This window comes from Kaistia hirudinis (genome assembly GCF_014196455.1).
GTDB classification, from domain to species: domain Bacteria; phylum Pseudomonadota; class Alphaproteobacteria; order Rhizobiales; family Kaistiaceae; genus Kaistia; species Kaistia hirudinis.
In genome coordinates this window covers 149,340-167,274 of sequence record NZ_JACIDS010000005.1, presented here as the reverse complement: position 1 = coordinate 167,274, position 17,935 = coordinate 149,340, and the positions used below count along the sequence as shown (strand labels likewise).

The window sequence follows — 17,935 nt, the reverse complement described above, 5'->3', positions numbered from 1 at the left end:
CACTCAGGGGATGAGCCGACCACAGATCGACAAAGGCTCGCAGCGCACGGCCCGATGTGCCCGCTGCCAGAAGAAAGACGAAGACCATGACCGCCACCCAGCAAAACGCCGGGCAGACTGCATCCAAGGACAAGATCGTCGTTTTCGACACCACGCTGCGCGACGGCGAACAGTGCCCCGGCGCCTCGATGACCTTCGAGGAAAAGCTGGAGGTCGCCGAACTGCTCGAAGCGATGGGCGTCGACGTGATCGAGGCCGGTTTCCCGATCGCCAGCCAGGGCGATTTCGAGGCCGTGCAGGAGATTGCCCGCCGCGCCGGGCCGGATGTCACTATTGCCGGCCTCGCCCGCGCCATTTCCGGCGACATCGCCCGTGCTGGTGAGGCCGTGCGCGTCGCCAAGCGCCCGCGCATCCACACCTTCGTCTCGACCTCGCCGATCCATCTGGCGCACCAGATGAAGAAGAGCGAGGAGCAGGTGCTCGACATCATCTCGGCGACGGTCGCGCAGGCACGCAACCTAGTCGACGACGTCGAGTGGTCGGCGATGGATGCGACCCGCACGCCGATCGAATATCTGATCCGCTGCGTCGATGCGGCGATCAAGGCCGGCGCGACCACGATCAACCTGCCCGATACGGTCGGCTATGCGGTGCCCGAGGAATATGCCGCGATGTTCCGCACGGTCATCGAGCGCGTCCCCGGCTCCGACAAGGCGATCTTCTCGACCCATTGCCACGACGATTTGGGCCTCGCCGTCGCCAATTCGCTGGCCGGCGTCGCGGGCGGCGCGCGGCAGATCGAGTGCACGATCAACGGCCTCGGCGAGCGCGCCGGCAATGCGGCGCTGGAAGAGGTCGTGATGGCGATCCGCACCCGCGGCGACTATTACGCCTATCGCACCGATGTCGAGACGACGATGCTGACCCGCGCCTCGAAGCTGGTCTCGGCCGTCTCGGCCTTCCCGGTGCAGTACAACAAGGCGATCGTCGGCCGGAACGCCTTCAGCCACGAGAGCGGTATCCACCAGGACGGCATGCTGAAGAATGCCGAGACCTACGAGATCATGACGCCGGAGAGCGTGGGCGTGAAGGCGACCTCGCTGGTCATGGGCAAGCATTCGGGCCGCCATGCCTTCCGCGAGAAGCTGCGCGAGCTCGGCTATGAGTTGGGCGAGAACGCGCTGGAAGACGCCTTCAAGCGCTTCAAGGATCTCGCCGACCGCAAGAAGCATGTCTATGACGAGGATATCGAGGCGCTGGTCGGTGACGAAGTCGCTGTCGCGAGCGAGACGATCCGCGTCCTGGCGCTGACCGTGATCGCCGGCACCGGCGGCCCGGCCAAGGCGATCATCACGCTCGATGTCGAAGGCACGCACATCACCAAGGAGATGAGCGGCAACGGCCCGGTCGACGCGACCTTCAACGCCATCCGTGCGATCGTCCCGCATGAGGCGAAGATGTCGCTCTATCAGGTGCATGCCGTCACCGAGGGCACGGATGCGCAGGCCGAGGTCTCGGTGCGGCTCGAGGAGGACGGCAAGTCGGTCACCGGCCGCGGCGCCGATCCCGACACGATGGTCGCCTCGGCCAAGGCCTATGTCTCGGCCGTCAACAAGATCGCCGTGAAGCGCCAGCGCCAGCACGCGCAGGCCGCGACCGCCTGAGACCGCCGGCTTCAGTCCGGACCATGAAAAAGGGCCGCGTCGATGACGCCGCCCTTTCTCGTTCCGGTCGGGAGCGCTGCGACTACATCGGCAGCGCGACCTTGCCGAGGCGGATGAACTGCGTCTCGCCGGAATGGTCGTCGACGCCGTCATTGTCGGTGATCACGAAGGCATTGCCGTCCGCGTCGATCGCGAAGCTCTCGACCTTGTCGAGCACATAGCCCTTGGGCGCCGCGAGCGCCGGAAGCAGGTCGACGAGGTCCTTCTTCTCGACCTTCGGCAGTTCGCCGCCGAGCGGGGCAGGGGTCACGCCGGCCATCGGCACGAAGACGAGCTTCTTGATCGCCGCGTCGCGCCCGACCTGATTGTCGCGCTCGATGACGACGAAGCCGCCCGGCACGGCCGTCAGCTCGGAGAGGCCGACCCAGCCCTTCGGCGCCTTGTCGAGCGGATAGTGGACCGCGCCCCATTCCTTGGTCGCCGGCTTATAGGCCAGCAGCTTGGTGAAGCCCTTCGGGTCGTCCTTCCATTCGCGCTGGACGGCGAGCCAGACCGTCTCGTCGGCGCCCGAGCCGGTCACGGTGACGCCCTCGAAGCCGAAGCGCGTCGCATTGGCGGCGAGCGACTCGGGCAGCGCGATCTCCTCGACCACCTCGCCCTTGGCGTCGACGCGGACGAGCGTCGACTGCGTCTTGTTCTTCTCGCGTTCCGGGTTGCCCTCGGATGCCAGCCAGAAGCCGCCATCGGAGGCGAGCGCGATGCCCTCGAGGTCGAGATTCTCGGCCGGCTTGCCGCCCTTGGTCACGACGAGCTCGTCCGCGATCAGGGCGGGCGTCTGCGTCGCATCGATGGTCAGGATGCGGCCGATCGACTGCGCGCTGTCGATGACGGCGTAGAGCTTGCCCGGCGTCTTGGCATCGCCGACCGTGCCGGAGAGCGCGGCCCAGCCGATCGGCTTGCCGTCCTTGTCGGCGGAGACGATCGTGGGGTAGGCGGCCGGGGCGTCGGAGCGCTCATAGATCGTCACGACGGAGCCGATCAGGCCGTCCTCGCGCAGATCGTTTTCCGCGGCGGTCACGAAGAGATTGCGGTCGGGGATCGCGAGCAGGCCTTCCGGGCCGATGCCGCCCGGTAGCGCCTGCAGGAAGGTCGGGGCCTTGCCGGCGCCCTCATCCTTGAAGACGCCGACGAGCGAGGCGCGCTCGGAGCCGATGAAGATCAGCCGGTCAGCGCCGAAGGTCGCGACCTCGGCGCCTTCCGGCTCGTTGCCCTTCTTGTTGCGCTTCTCGGGATAGTGGCCGAGGCGGACGGTTTCGTATTCGAAGGCGGTGCCGCTGTCATAGTCGACCGTGCCATCCGTCTTGAAGATGGTGAAGCCGCGGCTGCCGCCCTTCCAGTCGCCCTCGTTCGCCGTGACGAAGTGCTCCGCATCGATCCACTGCACGCCGTCCGGCTCGCGCGCGACGCCTTCCATCTTGCCGGAAAGGTCGATGACGCCGTCCTTCTTGGTGTCGATGCCGTCGAGATCGACGGTGTTGGCGGAGAAGTCCTTCACGATCTTGCCGCTCGCCGCATCGACGATGGCGATCGCGTTGTTCTCCTGCAGCGTCAGCACGACCTGGCCCGCATCGTTGAAGTCGACGAATTCCGGTTCCGGATCCTCCGGCGAAACACCGGAAAGGCCGGTGACGTCGACGATCTTCTTCGTCGCGCAATCGACCGAGCCGTCGGCGCCGATCGAGAACAGCGTCAGATTGCCGGCCGGAAGCTGGGGCAGGGCGCCGTCATTCACGTCCTCGTCGCGCTCATTCTCGATCGCTATGGCGAGGAACTTGCCGTCCGGGCTCTTTGCCAGCGAATCGGGCTGGCCGCCGAGATCGCAGGTGGCCGTCACGGCCTTGGTCGCGAGGTCGACCATGGCGAGATGGCCCGACGGCTCGGCCTTGGATTTCGACGTCACGACGCCGACCAGCGCGAGGCCACCTGCGACGACGGTCGAGGTCGGCTCGCCGCCCAGCGCGACCGTGCCGGCGCCCTTCGGGGCCTTCGGGTCGGTGATGTCGATGAGGCCGATGCGGTTGCCGGGGCTGTCCGTATAGACGAGCGTCTTGCCATCGGCGGTCGCGGTGATGATCTCGGCGACCGTCGCCTTGGCGGCGTCGGCGCCGGACGGGAGATTGTCGACGACGTGGAATGTCGCGATGCGGTTGAAATTCTCTGCGGCGAGCGCGGCGAGGCTGGTTCCGGCGAGCAATGTCGCGGCGAGCGTACCGCGGAGCAAGGGCTTCAGCATGGGGCGTCCAATCTTCGTCTGTCCGTCGGGGATTTGGCAGTGCCGTGAAGGCACTAGACGTCGCCGATGACGTCGGGATGACGACGGGACCGGCAGGAGGCCAGCGCATCAAAAGATATGCACAGGCCAGATCAATCGACGCTGGACAGGCCCGATCGGCTTTGCTACACACCGCCTCGTTCCGCACGGCCAAGCGCCGCTGCGCGGCGGGTGCATAGCTCAGTTGGTAGAGCAGCTGACTCTTAATCAGCTTGTCCTAGGTTCGATCCCTAGTGCACCCACCAAATTTCCCTTGGCTGCATATGAACTTGTCGAGCGCTTTTCGCGCTCTCGTTGCATTTGTATCGAACTGTCCAAGCCGGTGTTAAGCCGCGCCCGATAGCATGGGCGCCGGCTTGTGGAATTGGCTGGAGTTCGACCATGCAAACGAAAATCGTTGGTACCGTTCTTCCCGTGCTCGAGGTCGAGCTCGCCGCCGGCGAGTCGGTCATTGGCGCGCCGGAGCAGCTTTCGTGGATCGCGGGCGGCGTGGCGCTGCATACGTCGGGGAGCGCGGGCGGCAGCGGCGGCTTGTTCGGCATGGTGAGCCGGGCGGTTTCCGGAGGCGGCATCGTGATGACCGAGATGCGGGCCGAGAACGGTCCCGGCTCGCTCGGTTTCGCCGCGCATCTTCCCGGCGAAATCGTTGAGCTCGATGTCGGGCGCAGCGCCTATATCGTGCACCGGCACGGCTTTCTCTGCGGCTCGCCCGGCATCCAGCTTTCGGGAGCGCTGCAGCAGAATCTCGGCGCGGGCCTTTTCGGCGGCGAGGGTTTCGTGCTGCAGAAGATTGCCGGCGAGGGCAAGGCGTTCGTCGAGCTCGGCGGCGAGATCGTGAAGTATGACCTCGCGGCCGGGCAATCGATCCATGTCCATCCGGGTCATGTCGGCCTGTTCGACGAGGGCGTCGGCTTCGAGATGACGACGATGCGCGGCATCCGCAGCACCTTCTTCGCCACGGGCGATCTCTTCATGGCCAAGCTGACCGGTCCCGGCCGGGTCTGGCTGCAGACGATGACCGTGCCGGGCCTAGCCCACGCGATCAGCCACTATCTGCCGAAGCAGGGCTGAGTCGCGATGATGTCGTTTCGTCGCCTCGCGCTTGCACTTCTCCCGCTGCTCATCGCCGCGCCTGCTTCGGCGCAGGAGGTGTCGCGGCCCGATTATTCCGCGTTCAGCGCCACGACGTTCCTGCGCTTCCTGAATGCCCGCGACGGCGAGATCCGCCGCAGCCCGCATGTCGGGCTTTCCTTCGGCGGGCGCACGATCTCGGCGACGCTCGATACCGGCTCGACCGGTGTCGTCGTGGCGGCGGCGCTGCTTCCGAACTTCGACCAGCTGCCGGTCATCGGCGATGGCAAGCTGACCTATACGAGCTCCGGCCGGATCATGCTGGGGCAGTGGGTCACGACGCCGCTGACCCTCGTCGGCGCCGATGGCGCCTCGGTGACGACAGCGCCCATGCCCGTGCTCGCGATCACGCGGATCGCCTGCACGGAAACGGCGCGGCGCTGCGAGCCGAGCGATGATCCGCGTCATACGGCCATGGTCGGTATCGGCTTCGGCCGGGAACGCGACGCGCAGGCGCAAAGCACGCGTGACAAGAATCCGCTGCTCCAGATCACGTCGACCGCGAACCAGCGCAGAGGCTATGTCGTCACGGCCGAGGGCATCCATATCGGCCTGACCTCGGCGGCGGCCGAAGGCGATTTCCGCTTCATCAAGCTCAAGAAGATGAACAAGGTCGACGATTGGGCTGGCATTCCGGCCTGCATCTCGATCGGCGGCCAGATGCCGGCGGCCTGCGGCTCGATGCTGGTCGATACCGGCGTCGGCGACATGTACATGACCGCGCCGCCCGCGCAGGCTCCGGCGGTTCCCTTGCCGGATGGCACGGCGGTCTCGATCGCAGTTGGCGACGAGACGGCGAGCACGCCGCTCTACGACTTCAAGGTGGGCGATGTGGCGGCGCGGATGGCGCCGGATCGCATCTTCCTGCACACGTCAGACGAGCGCACCTTCGTCAACACCGGCTTCCACTTCCTCTACGGCTTTGACTATCTCTACGACGCCGATGGCGGCTACGCCGCATTCCGCCGCCGCTGAGAACGGATCGCCGGGATCGTCGATCGACAAAGAGGGCGGCGGGAATGCCGCCGCCCGTAAGCCGCGTCAGCCGAAGCGCGCGCTCGTCCAGGCGCCGCCGGCCGCGTTCGATTCGACCGCCGCCGCCACGAACTGGACGCCCCGCGCGCCGTCGGTGACGTCGGGCACCAGCGCCGAGAGGGCCGGGTCGATGGCGGCGCCAGCGCGATGCGCCTGGATGATTTCGGCTGCGTCGCGATAGAGATTGGCGAAGGCCTCGATATAGCCCTCGGGATGGGCCGCCGGCATGCGCGACACGCGGCGCGCCGCGGCGCCAGAGCCATGACCGCCGCGGATGATGGTGCGGCTGTCCTCGCCGAAGGGCGAGAAGCGCAGCGCCTCGGGCTCGGTGCCGCGCCATTCGAGGCCGGCCTTCTCGCCATAGATCCGCACGGAGAGATCATTGTAGTGGCCGGGCGAGGTCTGGCTGGCGAGGATCGTTCCGCGCGCGCCGCCCGTCCAGCGCACCAGCACATTGGCGTTGTCGTCGAGCCGCCGGCCTGGCACGGCCGTGAACAGATCGGCCGCGACCGTCTCCGCCTGTTGTCCGGAAACGAAGCAGGCGAGGTTAAAGGCATGCACGCCGATATCGGCCAGCACGGCAGATTGGCCGGCGCGGGCCGGATCGGTGCGCCATTCGGCCTGCTTCTGGCCGTCGGCGTCGATGGGCTGGGTCAGCCAATCCTGAACATAGGCCGCATGGACCGCGACGATCCGGCCGAGTTCGCCGGAGGCGACCATTTCGCGCGCCTGGCGGACCATGGCATAGCCGGTGTTGTTGAGCGTCACCAGCAGCTTGCGGCGACGGGCCGCCGTCAATTCGACCAGCGCCCGCGCTTCGTCGAGCGTCGTCGAGAGCGGCTTGTCGCAGATGACGTCGATGCCGGCCTCGAGGAAGGCGGTGGCGATCGGCGCATGCAGATGGTTCGGCGTGACGATGACGACGGCCTCGATGCCGTCCGGCCGCGCCGCCTCGGCGCGGGCCATTGCGCGATAATCGGCATAGCTGCGCTCGGGCGCGAGGCCGAGATCGGCGGCCGAGGCCGCGGCATTTTCCGGGTCGGACGAGAGCGCGCCGGCGACCAAAGCGATCTTGTCGTCAAGGCGCATCGCGAAACGATGGACGGCGCCGATGAAGGCGTTCCGCCCGCCGCCCACCATGCCGATCCGCAGACGCGCGAGCGCGGATCCATCGGCCGTTGCATAGACCATTTTCTCGATCTCCTCCTCCGAAGGCGCCGACCATAACGCGCGCCTCTCCGATATCGAAGAGGATTTCTATTTTTTGGATTGTGAAATGGAAGTGCCGAGAGAACAATGCGCGCGCCGGCGGACGAGGCCGGTGCGGGAACGGGACCGGAGCGCGCCATGACCGAGGACGGTCCGAAGACAGGCAAGAAGGAGGCCGCGCGCGCCGCGCTCGGCTATGCCAAGCCCCGCACCTATGAGGAGCTGCGCGCGGTCCTCTCCTCGGGCACCATTCATTTTCCGAAGCGGCTGCGTCAGGTCGCGATCTTCCTGTGGCAATATCCCGGCGAGGTCGCGCTCGGCACCATCGTGCAGGTGGCCGAGAAGGCCGGCGTCCAGCCCTCGACCCTGGTCCGCTTCGCGCAAATCTTCGGCTATGCGGGATTTTCGGATTTCCAGGCGCTGTTCAAGGAACACGTCAAGGCCTCCTGGCCGGAGGCGCGCGGCGGGGAGGGTGGCGACCGTCGGGAACAAGACGAGACCGATCCCGACCTCCATTTCCTGAACGGCCTCGTCGCCGCGTCGCAGGCTTCGCTCGCCCGGATCGGCGAGGGGCTCGAAGCGGCGAATTTCGCCCGCATGGTCGAGGTGCTGGCGGCGGCCGACCTCATCTATCTCGTCGGCAGCAAGCGGGCCTTTCCGGTCACGACCTATCTTTCGCTGACACTCGCCCAGCAGGGCGTGCGCAATGTGCTGGTCGACAATGTCGGTTCGACCGCCCTCGACCAGATGGGCTGCATCGGCCGCGGCGACGCGGTGCTGGCGGTGAGCTTCAGCCCGTATAATTCGATCACGCCGGATCTCGTCGCCGTCGCCCATGAGCGCAACGCTGCGATCGTCACGATCACGGATTCGACCTTCAGCCCTCTGGTGGAACTGTCCGACACATGGATCGAGGTCGTCGAATCCGAATTCGGCGGCTTCCGGTCGCTGGCGGCGTCGCTCGCCGTCGGCATGGCGCTGGTGCATGGCATCGTCGCGCGGCGTGCACTGGCGCAGGCGAGCCGTTGACAGGCGGAAATCGGCATTCCATGATGGAAAAAATAGAAACATAATTCTGGACGGGAAGATGGAAACGCGTGTCGGCCGGCCGGCCAAGGCCGGGGGAGTGGCCTCGTGAGTGCGGCGCCTCGGCCGGTCCCCACCCTCGGGAATGGATTGCTCGGCCAATTGCCGGCCGGTGTGGCGGCTCCGGCCTATGATCGCGCGGCACTCGCTCCGGGGATCGCGCATATCGGCGTCGGCGCCTTCCATCGCGCGCATCAGGCGGAATTCACGGACGATCTGCTGGGCGTGGAGTTCGGCCGCTGGGGCATAATCGGCATCAATGTGCGCCCGCCGGTGCTGGCCGATACGCTCGGGCGGCAGGACGGGCTCTATACGCGGCTACTGCGCGAGAATGAGCGCGTCGAGCCGCGGGTGATCGGATCGATCGTCCGCGTCGTCGACAGCCAGGACGATCCCGCGCCGGCGCTCGGCGTTCTCGCGTCGGGGGAGATCGACGTGATCTCGCTGACCATCACCGAGAAGGGCTATTGCCATCGGCCGGCGAGCGGCGTTCTCGACGAGACGGCGCCCGACATCATGCATGATCTCGCGCATCCCGAGGCGCCGCGGAGCGTTCCTGGCATCCTCCTACGGGCGCTGGAGCAGCGGATGGCGACGCATGGGCGCCCGGTCACCGTCATGAGCTGCGACAACATCCCGTCGAACGGCGCTGTCCTCAAGACGGTGGTTGCCACGCTCGCGGAGCGGAGGGGCGGCCAGCTCGCCAATTGGATCGGGGCGAATGTCGCGTTCCCGTCCACCATGGTCGACCGGATCGCGCCGGCGACGTCCGAGGCCGATCTCGCTTTTGTCGAGAGCCATCTCGGCTATGCCGATCGGGCCGTGGTCGTTGGTGAGCCGTTCCGCCAATGGGTGATCGAGCAGCGTTTTGCCGGGCGCTTTCCGGGCTGGAATCGAGTCGGCGCCGGCTTCGTCGACGATGTCGAGGCGTTCGAGCATCTGAAGATGCGCATCCTCAATGGCGCGCAGTCGACGCTCTGCTATCTCGGCGTCTTCGCCGGGCTCGAATATACCTGCGATGACATGGCCGATCCGCTGCTCGCGGGTTTCATCCGCCGCATGCTGGTCGAGGAGAGCCTGCCGACGCTGCAGCCGGTGCCCGGCGTCGATCCGCTGGCCTATGTCGAGCAGAGCCTCGCGCGGCTCCGTAATACCGCGATCCGGCATCGTAACCACCAGATCGCGACCGACGGCTCGCAGAAGATCGTCCAGCGCATCCTCAATCCGATCCGCGACCGGCTTCGGCGCGGGGAGGGGATCGAGCTGCTGTCGGTGCCGGTTGCAGCCTGGATGGCCTATCTCATCCGCGCCTCCGCGCGGTTCGGCAGCGCGTGGCGGGTGGAGGACCCCTATGCCGCGCGGGTCGCAGGCCTCGCCGACCGGATCGGCCATGATCCGAAGGCGCTCGCCGGGGCGATCATCGCGATCGATACGATCTTCACCGCCGAGTTGGCGGGAAGCGCAGTATTTCGCACGATGGTGACGGAGCGGCTGTCGGGTCTGCTTTCAGGCGATCCGGTCGGCTATCTGCGCGCCGTCTGCGCGGCGCGCGGGATCGAGGGTTGAGGGCCTCGGACCGCACGGCACCATAGAAACGGGGAGGATGACATGAAGCTGGGCCTTTTGACCGCACCGTTTCCGGACGTGTCGCTGGAGAATGTCGCGACATGGGCGAGTTCCGTCGGCTTCGAGGCCGTCGAGATCGCCTGCTGGCCGAAGAGCGCCGGATCGAGCCGACGCTATGCCGGGACGAGCCATATCGACGTGGCGTCGCTGTCGGCGAGCGAAGGCCGCGAGATCGTGGCCGCGCTCGGCGAGAAGGACATTACGGTTTCGGGCCTCGGCTATTATCCGAACCCGCTTCATCCCGATGCAGCGCACCGCGAGGCGGTCATCGCCCATCTGAAGCAGGTGATCGTCGCGGCCGGACGCATGGGCGTCGGTCTCGTCAACACCTTCATCGGCAGCGATGCCTCGAAGACGGTCGATGCGAACTGGGACGAGGCGCTGAAGGTGTGGCCCGATATCGTCGCCCATGCGCGCGACAATGGTGTCCGGCTCGCCTTCGAGAATTGCCCGATGATCTTCAGCCATGACGAATGGCCGGGCGGGCACAATATCGCCTATTCGCCGCGGATCTGGCGCCGGATCCTCGAGGCTTGGGGCGGCGATGTCGGCATGAACTTCGACCCGTCGCATCTCGTCTGGCAGATGATCGACATTGCGCGCTTCATCGGCGAGTTCGGGCCGGCGATGCTGCATGTCCATGCCAAGGACCTGATGATCGACCGCGAGGGGCTCTATGAAAACGGCATCCTGTCCGCCGGCATCGGCTGGCAGGTGCCGCGCATGCCGGGCCTCGGCGAAGTCGATTGGAGCCAGTTCTTCTCGGCGCTTTATCGGGCCGGCTATGACGGCCCGGTGATCATCGAACACGAGGATCGCCGGTTCGAGGGAAGCGAGGAAAAGGTGAAGCGCGGCTTCCTGCTCGCGCGAGACGTGCTACGTCCTTATGTGAAGTGAGGCCTGCCGGCGTCGCGAGGAGGCGGCCCGGCGGAGAAAATCGATCCCAAAGAGGAGGAAACGGGATGACGAAGTCGAAACTCTTGCTGCCGCTCGTCGCGGCCGCGCTGATGGCGTCGGCCGGCGTCGCTGCCGCGAAGGAATACACGATCGGCATTTCCAACACCGTTCAGGGCAATGGCTGGCGCGAGGAAATGATCTGCGCGATGAAGGCGCAGGCGCTCGCCTCGGGCGAAGTCTCCAAGCTGAACATCGCCCATCGCAACACCGATGCGGCCGGCCAGCTCGAAGACGTCCGCAACCTGATCAGCGCGGGCGTCGACGCGATCGTCGTCAACCCGGCCGATCCGGCCGGCATCAATGCGGCGCTCAAGGAAGCGACCGACAAGGGCATCGTCGTGGTGGCCGTCGACCAGGCGGTGACCGAGCCGTCCGCCTATGTCATCTCGAACAACCAGGAAGAATACGCCTATCTCGGCGCCAAATGGCTGTTCCAGCAGATGGGCGGCAAGGGCGGCGTGGTCTATATGCGCGGCGCGGCCGGCGCCTCGGCCGACAGTGATCGCGACAAGGGCTTCAAGCGCGCGCTCGCCGAGTTCCCGGACGTCAAGGTCGTGCACGAGGTCTTCACCGGCTGGCAGCAGGACCAGGGCAAGCAGCAGATCCTCGACTTCTCCGCCACCGGCACGCCGTATCAGGGCATCTGGACCTCGGGCATCGACAATGTGATCGTCGATGCGCTCGTCGAGTCCCAGGCGCCGCTCGTTCCGGTCGTCGGCGCGGACAATGCCGGCTTTGTCGGCCAGCTCACCTCGGTCGAGGGCCTCAAGGGCGCCGCAGTGACCAATCCGGGCTCGATCGGCGGCGCCGGCGTGGCGCTCGCGCTGCAGATCCTCGATGGCAAGAAGCCTGACAGCAAGCTCGTGCTGGTCAATCCCGAGCTCTGGGAAAACGCGACCGACGAAGGCAAGGCGAAGCTCAAGGCCGCTGCCGATCCTTCGCTGAGCCCCGAATGGCCGGTCTCGATCTCCATTCCCGGCTGGACGACCTACACCAAGGACCAGATCGTGGCCTGCAAGGGCCCGGGCGAATAATCCGCCCGATCCTGGCCGCTTCGGGAGCGGATGGCGTGTCCATCCGCTCCCGGTATGCTTGAAACGACCGGCGCGAAGAAGCCCGTGACGACCAATCCGATCCTGGACGCCACCGGCGTCGCAAAGAACTATGGCGCCGTGGCAGCGCTCCGGAACGCGTCCCTCTCGGTCCTGCCGGGCGAGGTGCATGCGCTGATGGGCGCGAACGGCGCCGGCAAGTCGACGCTGGTCAAGATCCTGACCGGGGCGGTTCGTCCGAGCGGCGGCCGTATCCAGATCCGCGGCGAGACGCGCGAATTCTCGTCCCCTGGCGCCGCCCGCCGCGCCGGCCTGGTGCCGGTCTATCAGGAACCCTCCCTGATCCCGGATCTCGATATCGCCTCCAATCTTCGCCTGACGCGGACGCCCGTCGAGCCCTTCGCCGAATGGGTGCGCGAACTCGGCGTGAATGATCTGTCCCTCGGCGCGACGGCGCGCGATGTGCCGCTCGCCATCCAGCGCGTGCTGGATCTCGCCCGCGCGCTCGCCGCCGAGCCGCATGTGCTGCTCCTCGACGAGATGACGGCCGCACTGCCGGCCGATCTCGCCGAACGCGTCGTCGACGTCGTGCGCCGCCAGAGCGCCGCCGGGCGATCGGTGATCTTCATCTCGCACCGCTTCGTCGAGATCGCCGCGATGTGCGACCGCGCCACGGTGCTGCGGGACGGCGAGACGGTCGGCGTGCTCAAGATCGAGACGGGCGTCGAGGAGCGCATCGTCGAGCTGATGCTGGGCGCGAAGATCGAGAAGGCGCGCGGCGTCACGCACGGCGCGCGCAGCACGGCGACGGTCGCCGGTCCGCCGCGCGTCGCCGTCCGGAACCTCGCCGTCGGCAAGCTGCAGGACGTCTCGTTCGAACTCGCCAATGGCGAGGTCGCGGGCGTCGTTGCTCTGGAAGGGCAGGGGCAGGACGAATTGTTCGAGGCGCTGGCCGGGGCGCGGAAGCCCTCGGCCGGCACGATCGAGGTCGATGGCGCGGCTGTCCGCTTCGCTCATCCGGCGGATGCGATCCGCGCCGGCCTCGCTCTGGTGCCGGGCGACCGTTCCGAGGCGCTGCTCATGCATCGCTCCGTCCGCGAGAACATCGCGCTGCCCTTCAGCGCCCCATTCCGCCGCTGGGGACCGATCGCGCTGCGCAAGGAACGGGCGACGGTGACGGCGGCGATCGAGCGGCTGCAGATCGACACGCGCGCACAGCGCGAGGTCCAGCGCCTCTCCGGCGGCAACCAGCAGAAGGTGACGATCGCGCGCTGGATCGCGGCCGAGACGCGCACGATCCTGTGCTTCGATCCGACGCGCGGCATCGATGTGCGCACCAAGCGCGAGATCTACCGCCTGCTGCGCGAACTCGCCGGGCAGGGGTTCTCGGTGCTCTATTACACCTCCGAGCTCGAGGAGGTGCAGCATGTTTGCGACCGCGCCATCGTCATCTTCGGCGGGCGCGTCGTCGATGTTCTGCCGGTCGAGATCGCCGACGAGGCGGCGCTGACCCGCGCCGCCTATGGCCTTCCCCGCCAGAGCGAGGTGGCGCCATGATCCGCCTCATCCGCCGCAATGCCTGGGTCGCCGGCCTCTGCGTGCTGTTCATCCTGCTCGCCGTCACGACCAAGCTGATCCAGCCGGATTATGGCGCCGGCGATTTCGGCTCGCTGATGCGCGCCGTGCTGCCCTATGCCTTCGCCGTTGCCGCGCAGACCGTGGTGGTGATCGCCGGCGGCATCGATCTTTCCGTCGCCGCGATGATGGCCGTCACCTCTGTGACTGCTGCGGCGATGATGAACGGGGCGAGCGAATCCCATGCGCTCTTCGTCGTCCCCTTCGTGCTGGCCCTCGGCCTTTGCCTCGGCGCGCTGAACGGATTCCTGATCGTCTGGACCCGCGTTCCCGATATCGTAGTGACGCTCTCGACGCTGTTCGTGTTCCAGGGCGTCGCGCTCCTGATCCTCGATGCGCCCGGCGGCGGCGCAGCCGAATGGCTGAAGGGGCTCGTGGTCGGCACCGTGCCGATCCCGTTCCTGCCGGAAAGCGTCACGGCGTGGATCCCCAAGGCGCTGATCGTGCTGGTGATCTGCCTCGCTGTGGTGTGGATTCCGCTCCGCCGCTCGCAGCTCGGCCTCTCGATCTACGCGATCGGATCGAGCGAACTCGCGGCGTTCCGCAGCGGCGTCTCGGTCGCGCGAACCAAGATCGCTGCCTATGCGATCGGCGGACTGTTCGCCGCCATGGGCGGGCTCTCGCTGACGCTGAGCACGGGAATCGGCGCGCCCATTCCCGGCCCCTATCTCCTCGCCTCGGTCGCGGCCGTCGTGCTCGGCGGCGTGGCGCTTGGCGGCGGCAAGGGCGGCCTGCTCGGGCCGATCATCGCGGTGATCGTGCTGCGTCTCGTGCGCACCGACCTGACGCTGCTCGCCGTCGATCCGAACGCGACGACGATCATCGAGGGGTTGATCATGGTGATCGTCGTGATGCTCGGCGCGTTCCTCGCCATGCGGGGAAGAACCAGATGAGGGGAGGTTCGACATGAGCGTGACCGCCGCCGGCGCCGAGGCCGTCCCGCTCGGCAAGCGCATCCGCCGCTTCATGAGCGACCGCCCGCTGGTGCCGCTCGTGATCCTGCTCGTCCTCCTGGTGGTGGCGCTGCAGATCCTCCGCCCCGGCATCGTGAACGAGCGCTGGATCGCCAATACGGTGAAGTTCGCGATCCCGCTCGCGATCCTCGCCGGCTGCCAGACCATGACCATGCTGACCGGCGGCATCGATCTCTCGGTGAGCACTGTCGCGACCATGGCCGCCTTCATCGTCTCGACGCAGGCGGTCGAGCATGGCCCCGTCATCGGCGTCGCGCTCGCGCTTCTCCCCGCCGTGCTGATCGGTCTCGCGAACGGCATCGGCGTCGGCATCTTCCGCGTCCATCCGCTGATCATGACGCTCGGCACCAGCCTCGTCGGCATAGGCTGCCTCCAGGTCTATCAGCGCACGGTGATCGCGACGGGGACGAAGGTGCCCGCGTTCCTCTCCTGGCTCGGGACAGGCGTGACCGGCGGCTTCCCCAATGCGCTGCTGCTGTTCATTCCGGTCGCGTCGCTGATCCTGTTCGTGCTGAACCGGACCGGGTTTGGCCGGCTGCTCTATGCCGTCGGCGACAATGAACGCGCCGCCCGTCTTTCGGGCGTGGTCTACTGGAAGGTGATCCTCGCGCTCTATGTCGGCTCGTCGCTGCTCGCCGGCGTCGCCGGGCTGCTCTATGTCGGCCTGATCAAGGCGCCGTCGCTGTCGCTCGCCGATCCGCTGCTGCTGCCCTCGGTCGCTGCGGCCGTGGTCGGCGGGACGTCGATCTTCGGCGGGCGGGGCGGCTATACGGGGACGATCCTCGGCGCGCTGATCCTGACCGTGCTGACGACCTTGCTCACGATCCTGCAGATGCCCGAGGGCGCCCGCCGCATCCTGTTCGGCCTGATCGTCCTGCTCGTCACGGCGGCCTATCTGCGCATTGTGGAGGATCGCTGAGCGGGGGCTTGATCCTCATCAAGGCGCATTGCTCCCGAAAACGCATGGTTCCCTTGCTGGTCGCCGGATCGGTCTATGCAATCAGGGAGCGAACGCCATGCCCAAGATGAAAGCCGCGATCTTCGTCGAACCCGGACGGATCGTCCTCGACGAGAAGCCCATCCCCGAGGTCGGCCCGCTCGATGCGCTGATCCGCATCACCACGACGACGATCTGCGGAACGGATGTCCATATCCTCAAGGGCGAATATCCGGTCGCGAAGGGCCTGACGATCGGCCACGAGCCGGTCGGCATCATCGAGAAGCTGGGCTCGGAGGTCACGGGCTTCCGGGAAGGCCAGCGCGTCATCGCCGGGGCGATCACGCCGAGCGGTCATTCCTATGCGTGCCTGTGCGGTTGCGGCTCGCAGGACGGGCCTGGCACCAAGCATGGCTTCAAGGCCATGGGCGGCTGGAAGTTCGGCAACACGATCGACGGCGCGCAGGCAGAATATGTCCGCGTGCCCGACGCGCTCGCGAACCTCGCGCCCGTGCCGGATGAGCTGACGGACGAAGAGGTCCTGATGTGCCCCGACATCATGTCGACGGGCTTCTCGGGCGCCGAGAGCGGCGGCGTGAAGATCGGCGACTGGGTCGTGGTCTTCGCCCTCGGCCCGATCGGCCTTTGCGCCGTGGCCGGTGCCAAACTGAAGGGTGCGACCAAGATCATCGGCGTCGATACCGTGCCGGAGCGACTGGCGATCGCCAAGAAGCTCGGCGCCAGCCATGTCGTGGATTTCAAGGCCGGCGATCCCGTCGAGCAGATCATGGCAATCACCGACGGGCGCGGCGTCGATGTGGCGATCGAAGCGCTCGGCACGCAGAACACGTTCGAATCCGCCCTCAAGGTGTTGCGCCCGGGCGGCACGCTGTCGAGCCTCGGCGTCTATTCGACCGATTTGAGGATCCCGCTCGGCGCCTTTTCCGCCGGCCTCGGCGACAACAAGATCGTCACCACGCTCTGCCCGGGCGGCAAGGAACGGATGCGCCGGCTGATCGATGTCGTCGCATCAGGTCGCGTCGATCTGAAGCCGCTCGTCACGCACCGCTTCAAGCTCGACGATATCGAGGCGGCCTATGATCTCTTCTCGCACCAGCGCGACGGCGTGTTGAAGGTCGCGATCACGCCCTGACGCCGATCTGAGCTCAAAACCCGCCCGCCGGGCGACTGGCGGGCGGGTTCTTCTTGCTGCGGCGCATCATCGAGATTTCAGCTAATCGATTAAATGACGATTGCGCACGGCGCGAGCCTGCGTCATCCTCCGCATCAGCCCACGTAGAAGGGCACCATGGGAGGAATTCAGATGTCGAAAGTCGCAAGGTCCGTCCTTGCCGCGAGCGCGCTTGCGTTTGCGGCCATGTCGTCCGTCCCGGCACCGGCTGCCGCGGCCGATGAGAAGATCACGATCCTCGCCTCCGTGCCGGGACTGACCTTCCCGTTCTTCGTCCACATGATGAACGCGTTCAAGGCCGAAGCCGAGAAGCAGGGCGTCGCGGTCATCGAGAGCGACGGCCAGGTCTCCTCGCCCAAGCAGACGGCCGACGTCGAGGCGGCGATCGCCCAGGGCGTCAAGGGCATCGTGATCAGCCCGAATGAAGTCGACGCCATGGCGCCCGCTCTGCAGCAGGCCGTCGAGGCCGGTATCCCGGTCGTGACCGTCGACCGTCGCGTCGCGCAGGTCGAGGGCATCCTGGCCCATATCGGCGCCGACAACGTCAAGGGCGGCGAGGCCCAGGGCGAGCTGATCATGAAGCTCTATCCCGATGGCGCGACGATCATCAACCTGCAGGGCCAGTCGGGCGCCTCGCCGGCGATCGACCGCAACAAGGGCCTGCACAACGTCCTCGACAAGGCCGCCGACAAGTACAAGATCGTCTTCGAGCAGACGGCCGGCTTCGATCGCGCCAAGGGCCTCTCGGTCACCGAGGCCGCTCTCGCCGCGCTTCCCGAGCCGCCCAAGGTCATCGTCGCCGCCAATGACGACATGGCGCTCGGCGCCCTGGAAGCGGTCAAGGGCCGCAATCTCTCCGGTATCGCCATCATCGGCTTCGACGCGCTGCCCGAGGCTCTGGCCCAGGTTCGCGACGGCGGCCTGACCGCCACGATCGAGCAGTTCCCGGGCAAGCAGTCGGCCATCGGCGTCGACACGCTCGTCGCCTTCATCAAGGACGGCACGAAGCCTGCCGAGCAGGTTCACCTGCTGACCCCGGTCGCGATCACCAAGGACAATCTGAACACCGCCGAGCGTCTCGGCGAGGTCAAGTAAGTCCGAAGAT

General features: G+C 66.9%; 14 protein-coding genes and 1 tRNA gene. 13 read left to right on the top strand and 2 right to left on the bottom strand.

Translation table 11 applies throughout. From position 1 onward, the window contains the following. Positions 1 to 86 precede the first annotated feature (86 nt). Positions 87 to 1,664 (top strand): 2-isopropylmalate synthase, encoded by a 1,578-nt coding sequence (locus GGR25_RS19385; protein ID WP_183400519.1) that lies wholly within the window; start codon positions 87 to 89, stop codon positions 1,662 to 1,664. An 82-nt stretch (positions 1,665 to 1,746) separates the two neighbouring features. On the opposite strand, the gene GGR25_RS19380 is transcribed toward GGR25_RS19385, so the two are convergent. Next, on the bottom strand, positions 1,747 to 3,957 hold the full coding sequence (locus tag GGR25_RS19380; protein ID WP_183400518.1) for an esterase-like activity of phytase family protein: 2,211 nt from the start codon (positions 3,955 to 3,957) through the stop codon (positions 1,747 to 1,749). Positions 3,958 to 4,165: 208 nt separating this feature from the next. Here GGR25_RS19380 and GGR25_RS19375 point away from each other — a divergent pair. The 3 genes from GGR25_RS19375 to GGR25_RS19365 all read left to right on the top strand — a co-directional run bounded on the left by GGR25_RS19375 (position 4,166) and on the right by GGR25_RS19365 (position 6,102). Next, positions 4,166 to 4,241: transfer RNA gene (locus tag GGR25_RS19375), tRNA-Lys, on the top strand. Positions 4,242 to 4,377: 136 nt separating this feature from the next. Then, positions 4,378 to 5,067: an AIM24 family protein gene (locus tag GGR25_RS19370; RefSeq protein ID WP_183400517.1), complete on the top strand. Its 690-nt coding sequence runs from the start codon at positions 4,378 to 4,380 to the stop codon at positions 5,065 to 5,067. 6 nt (positions 5,068 to 5,073) lie between these two features. Beyond that, positions 5,074 to 6,102 carry a hypothetical protein gene (locus tag GGR25_RS19365; protein WP_246410052.1) on the top strand — a complete coding sequence of 343 codons (1,029 nt, stop codon included), beginning with the start codon at positions 5,074 to 5,076 and terminating at the stop codon, positions 6,100 to 6,102. Between the two features lie 66 nt (positions 6,103 to 6,168). On the opposite strand, the gene GGR25_RS19360 is transcribed toward GGR25_RS19365, so the two are convergent. After that, positions 6,169 to 7,353, bottom strand: a complete 1,185-nt coding sequence (locus GGR25_RS19360; RefSeq protein ID WP_183400516.1) for a Gfo/Idh/MocA family protein — start codon at positions 7,351 to 7,353, stop codon at positions 6,169 to 6,171. 156 nt (positions 7,354 to 7,509) lie between these two features. Here GGR25_RS19360 and GGR25_RS19355 point away from each other — a divergent pair, with 156 nt between their 5' ends. From GGR25_RS19355 to GGR25_RS19315, 9 genes are all read left to right on the top strand, one after another. Further along, positions 7,510 to 8,400 carry a MurR/RpiR family transcriptional regulator gene (locus GGR25_RS19355; protein WP_183400936.1) on the top strand — a complete coding sequence of 297 codons (891 nt, stop codon included), beginning with the start codon at positions 7,510 to 7,512 and terminating at the stop codon, positions 8,398 to 8,400. Positions 8,401 to 8,505: 105 nt separating this feature from the next. Beyond that, positions 8,506 to 10,023 carry a mannitol dehydrogenase family protein gene (locus GGR25_RS19350; RefSeq protein ID WP_183400515.1) on the top strand — a complete coding sequence of 506 codons (1,518 nt, stop codon included), beginning with the start codon at positions 8,506 to 8,508 and terminating at the stop codon, positions 10,021 to 10,023. Between the two features lie 42 nt (positions 10,024 to 10,065). Next, entirely contained in the window at positions 10,066 to 10,980 is a 915-nt protein-coding gene (locus GGR25_RS19345) for a sugar phosphate isomerase/epimerase family protein (protein WP_183400514.1), read from the top strand. Positions 10,981 to 11,045: 65 nt separating this feature from the next. Then, complete coding sequence (locus GGR25_RS19340; protein WP_183400513.1) at positions 11,046 to 12,074, top strand: ABC transporter substrate-binding protein; 1,029 nt, start codon at positions 11,046 to 11,048, stop codon at positions 12,072 to 12,074. Between the two features lie 84 nt (positions 12,075 to 12,158). Next, entirely contained in the window at positions 12,159 to 13,649 is a 1,491-nt protein-coding gene (locus GGR25_RS19335; RefSeq protein ID WP_183400935.1) for an ATP-binding cassette domain-containing protein, read from the top strand. Further along, on the top strand, positions 13,646 to 14,620 hold the full coding sequence (locus tag GGR25_RS19330; RefSeq protein ID WP_183400512.1) for an ABC transporter permease: 975 nt from the start codon (positions 13,646 to 13,648) through the stop codon (positions 14,618 to 14,620). Before GGR25_RS19335 ends, GGR25_RS19330 begins: the two co-directional genes overlap by 4 nt. A gap of 13 nt (positions 14,621 to 14,633) precedes the next feature. Beyond that, positions 14,634 to 15,620 (top strand): ABC transporter permease, encoded by a 987-nt coding sequence (locus GGR25_RS19325; protein ID WP_183400511.1) that lies wholly within the window; start codon positions 14,634 to 14,636, stop codon positions 15,618 to 15,620. A gap of 97 nt (positions 15,621 to 15,717) precedes the next feature. Then, positions 15,718 to 16,791 carry an NAD(P)-dependent alcohol dehydrogenase gene (locus GGR25_RS19320; protein ID WP_183400510.1) on the top strand — a complete coding sequence of 358 codons (1,074 nt, stop codon included), beginning with the start codon at positions 15,718 to 15,720 and terminating at the stop codon, positions 16,789 to 16,791. Positions 16,792 to 16,962: 171 nt separating this feature from the next. Continuing rightward, on the top strand, positions 16,963 to 17,925 hold the full coding sequence (locus GGR25_RS19315; protein ID WP_183400509.1) for a substrate-binding domain-containing protein: 963 nt from the start codon (positions 16,963 to 16,965) through the stop codon (positions 17,923 to 17,925). Positions 17,926 to 17,935 lie beyond the last annotated feature (10 nt).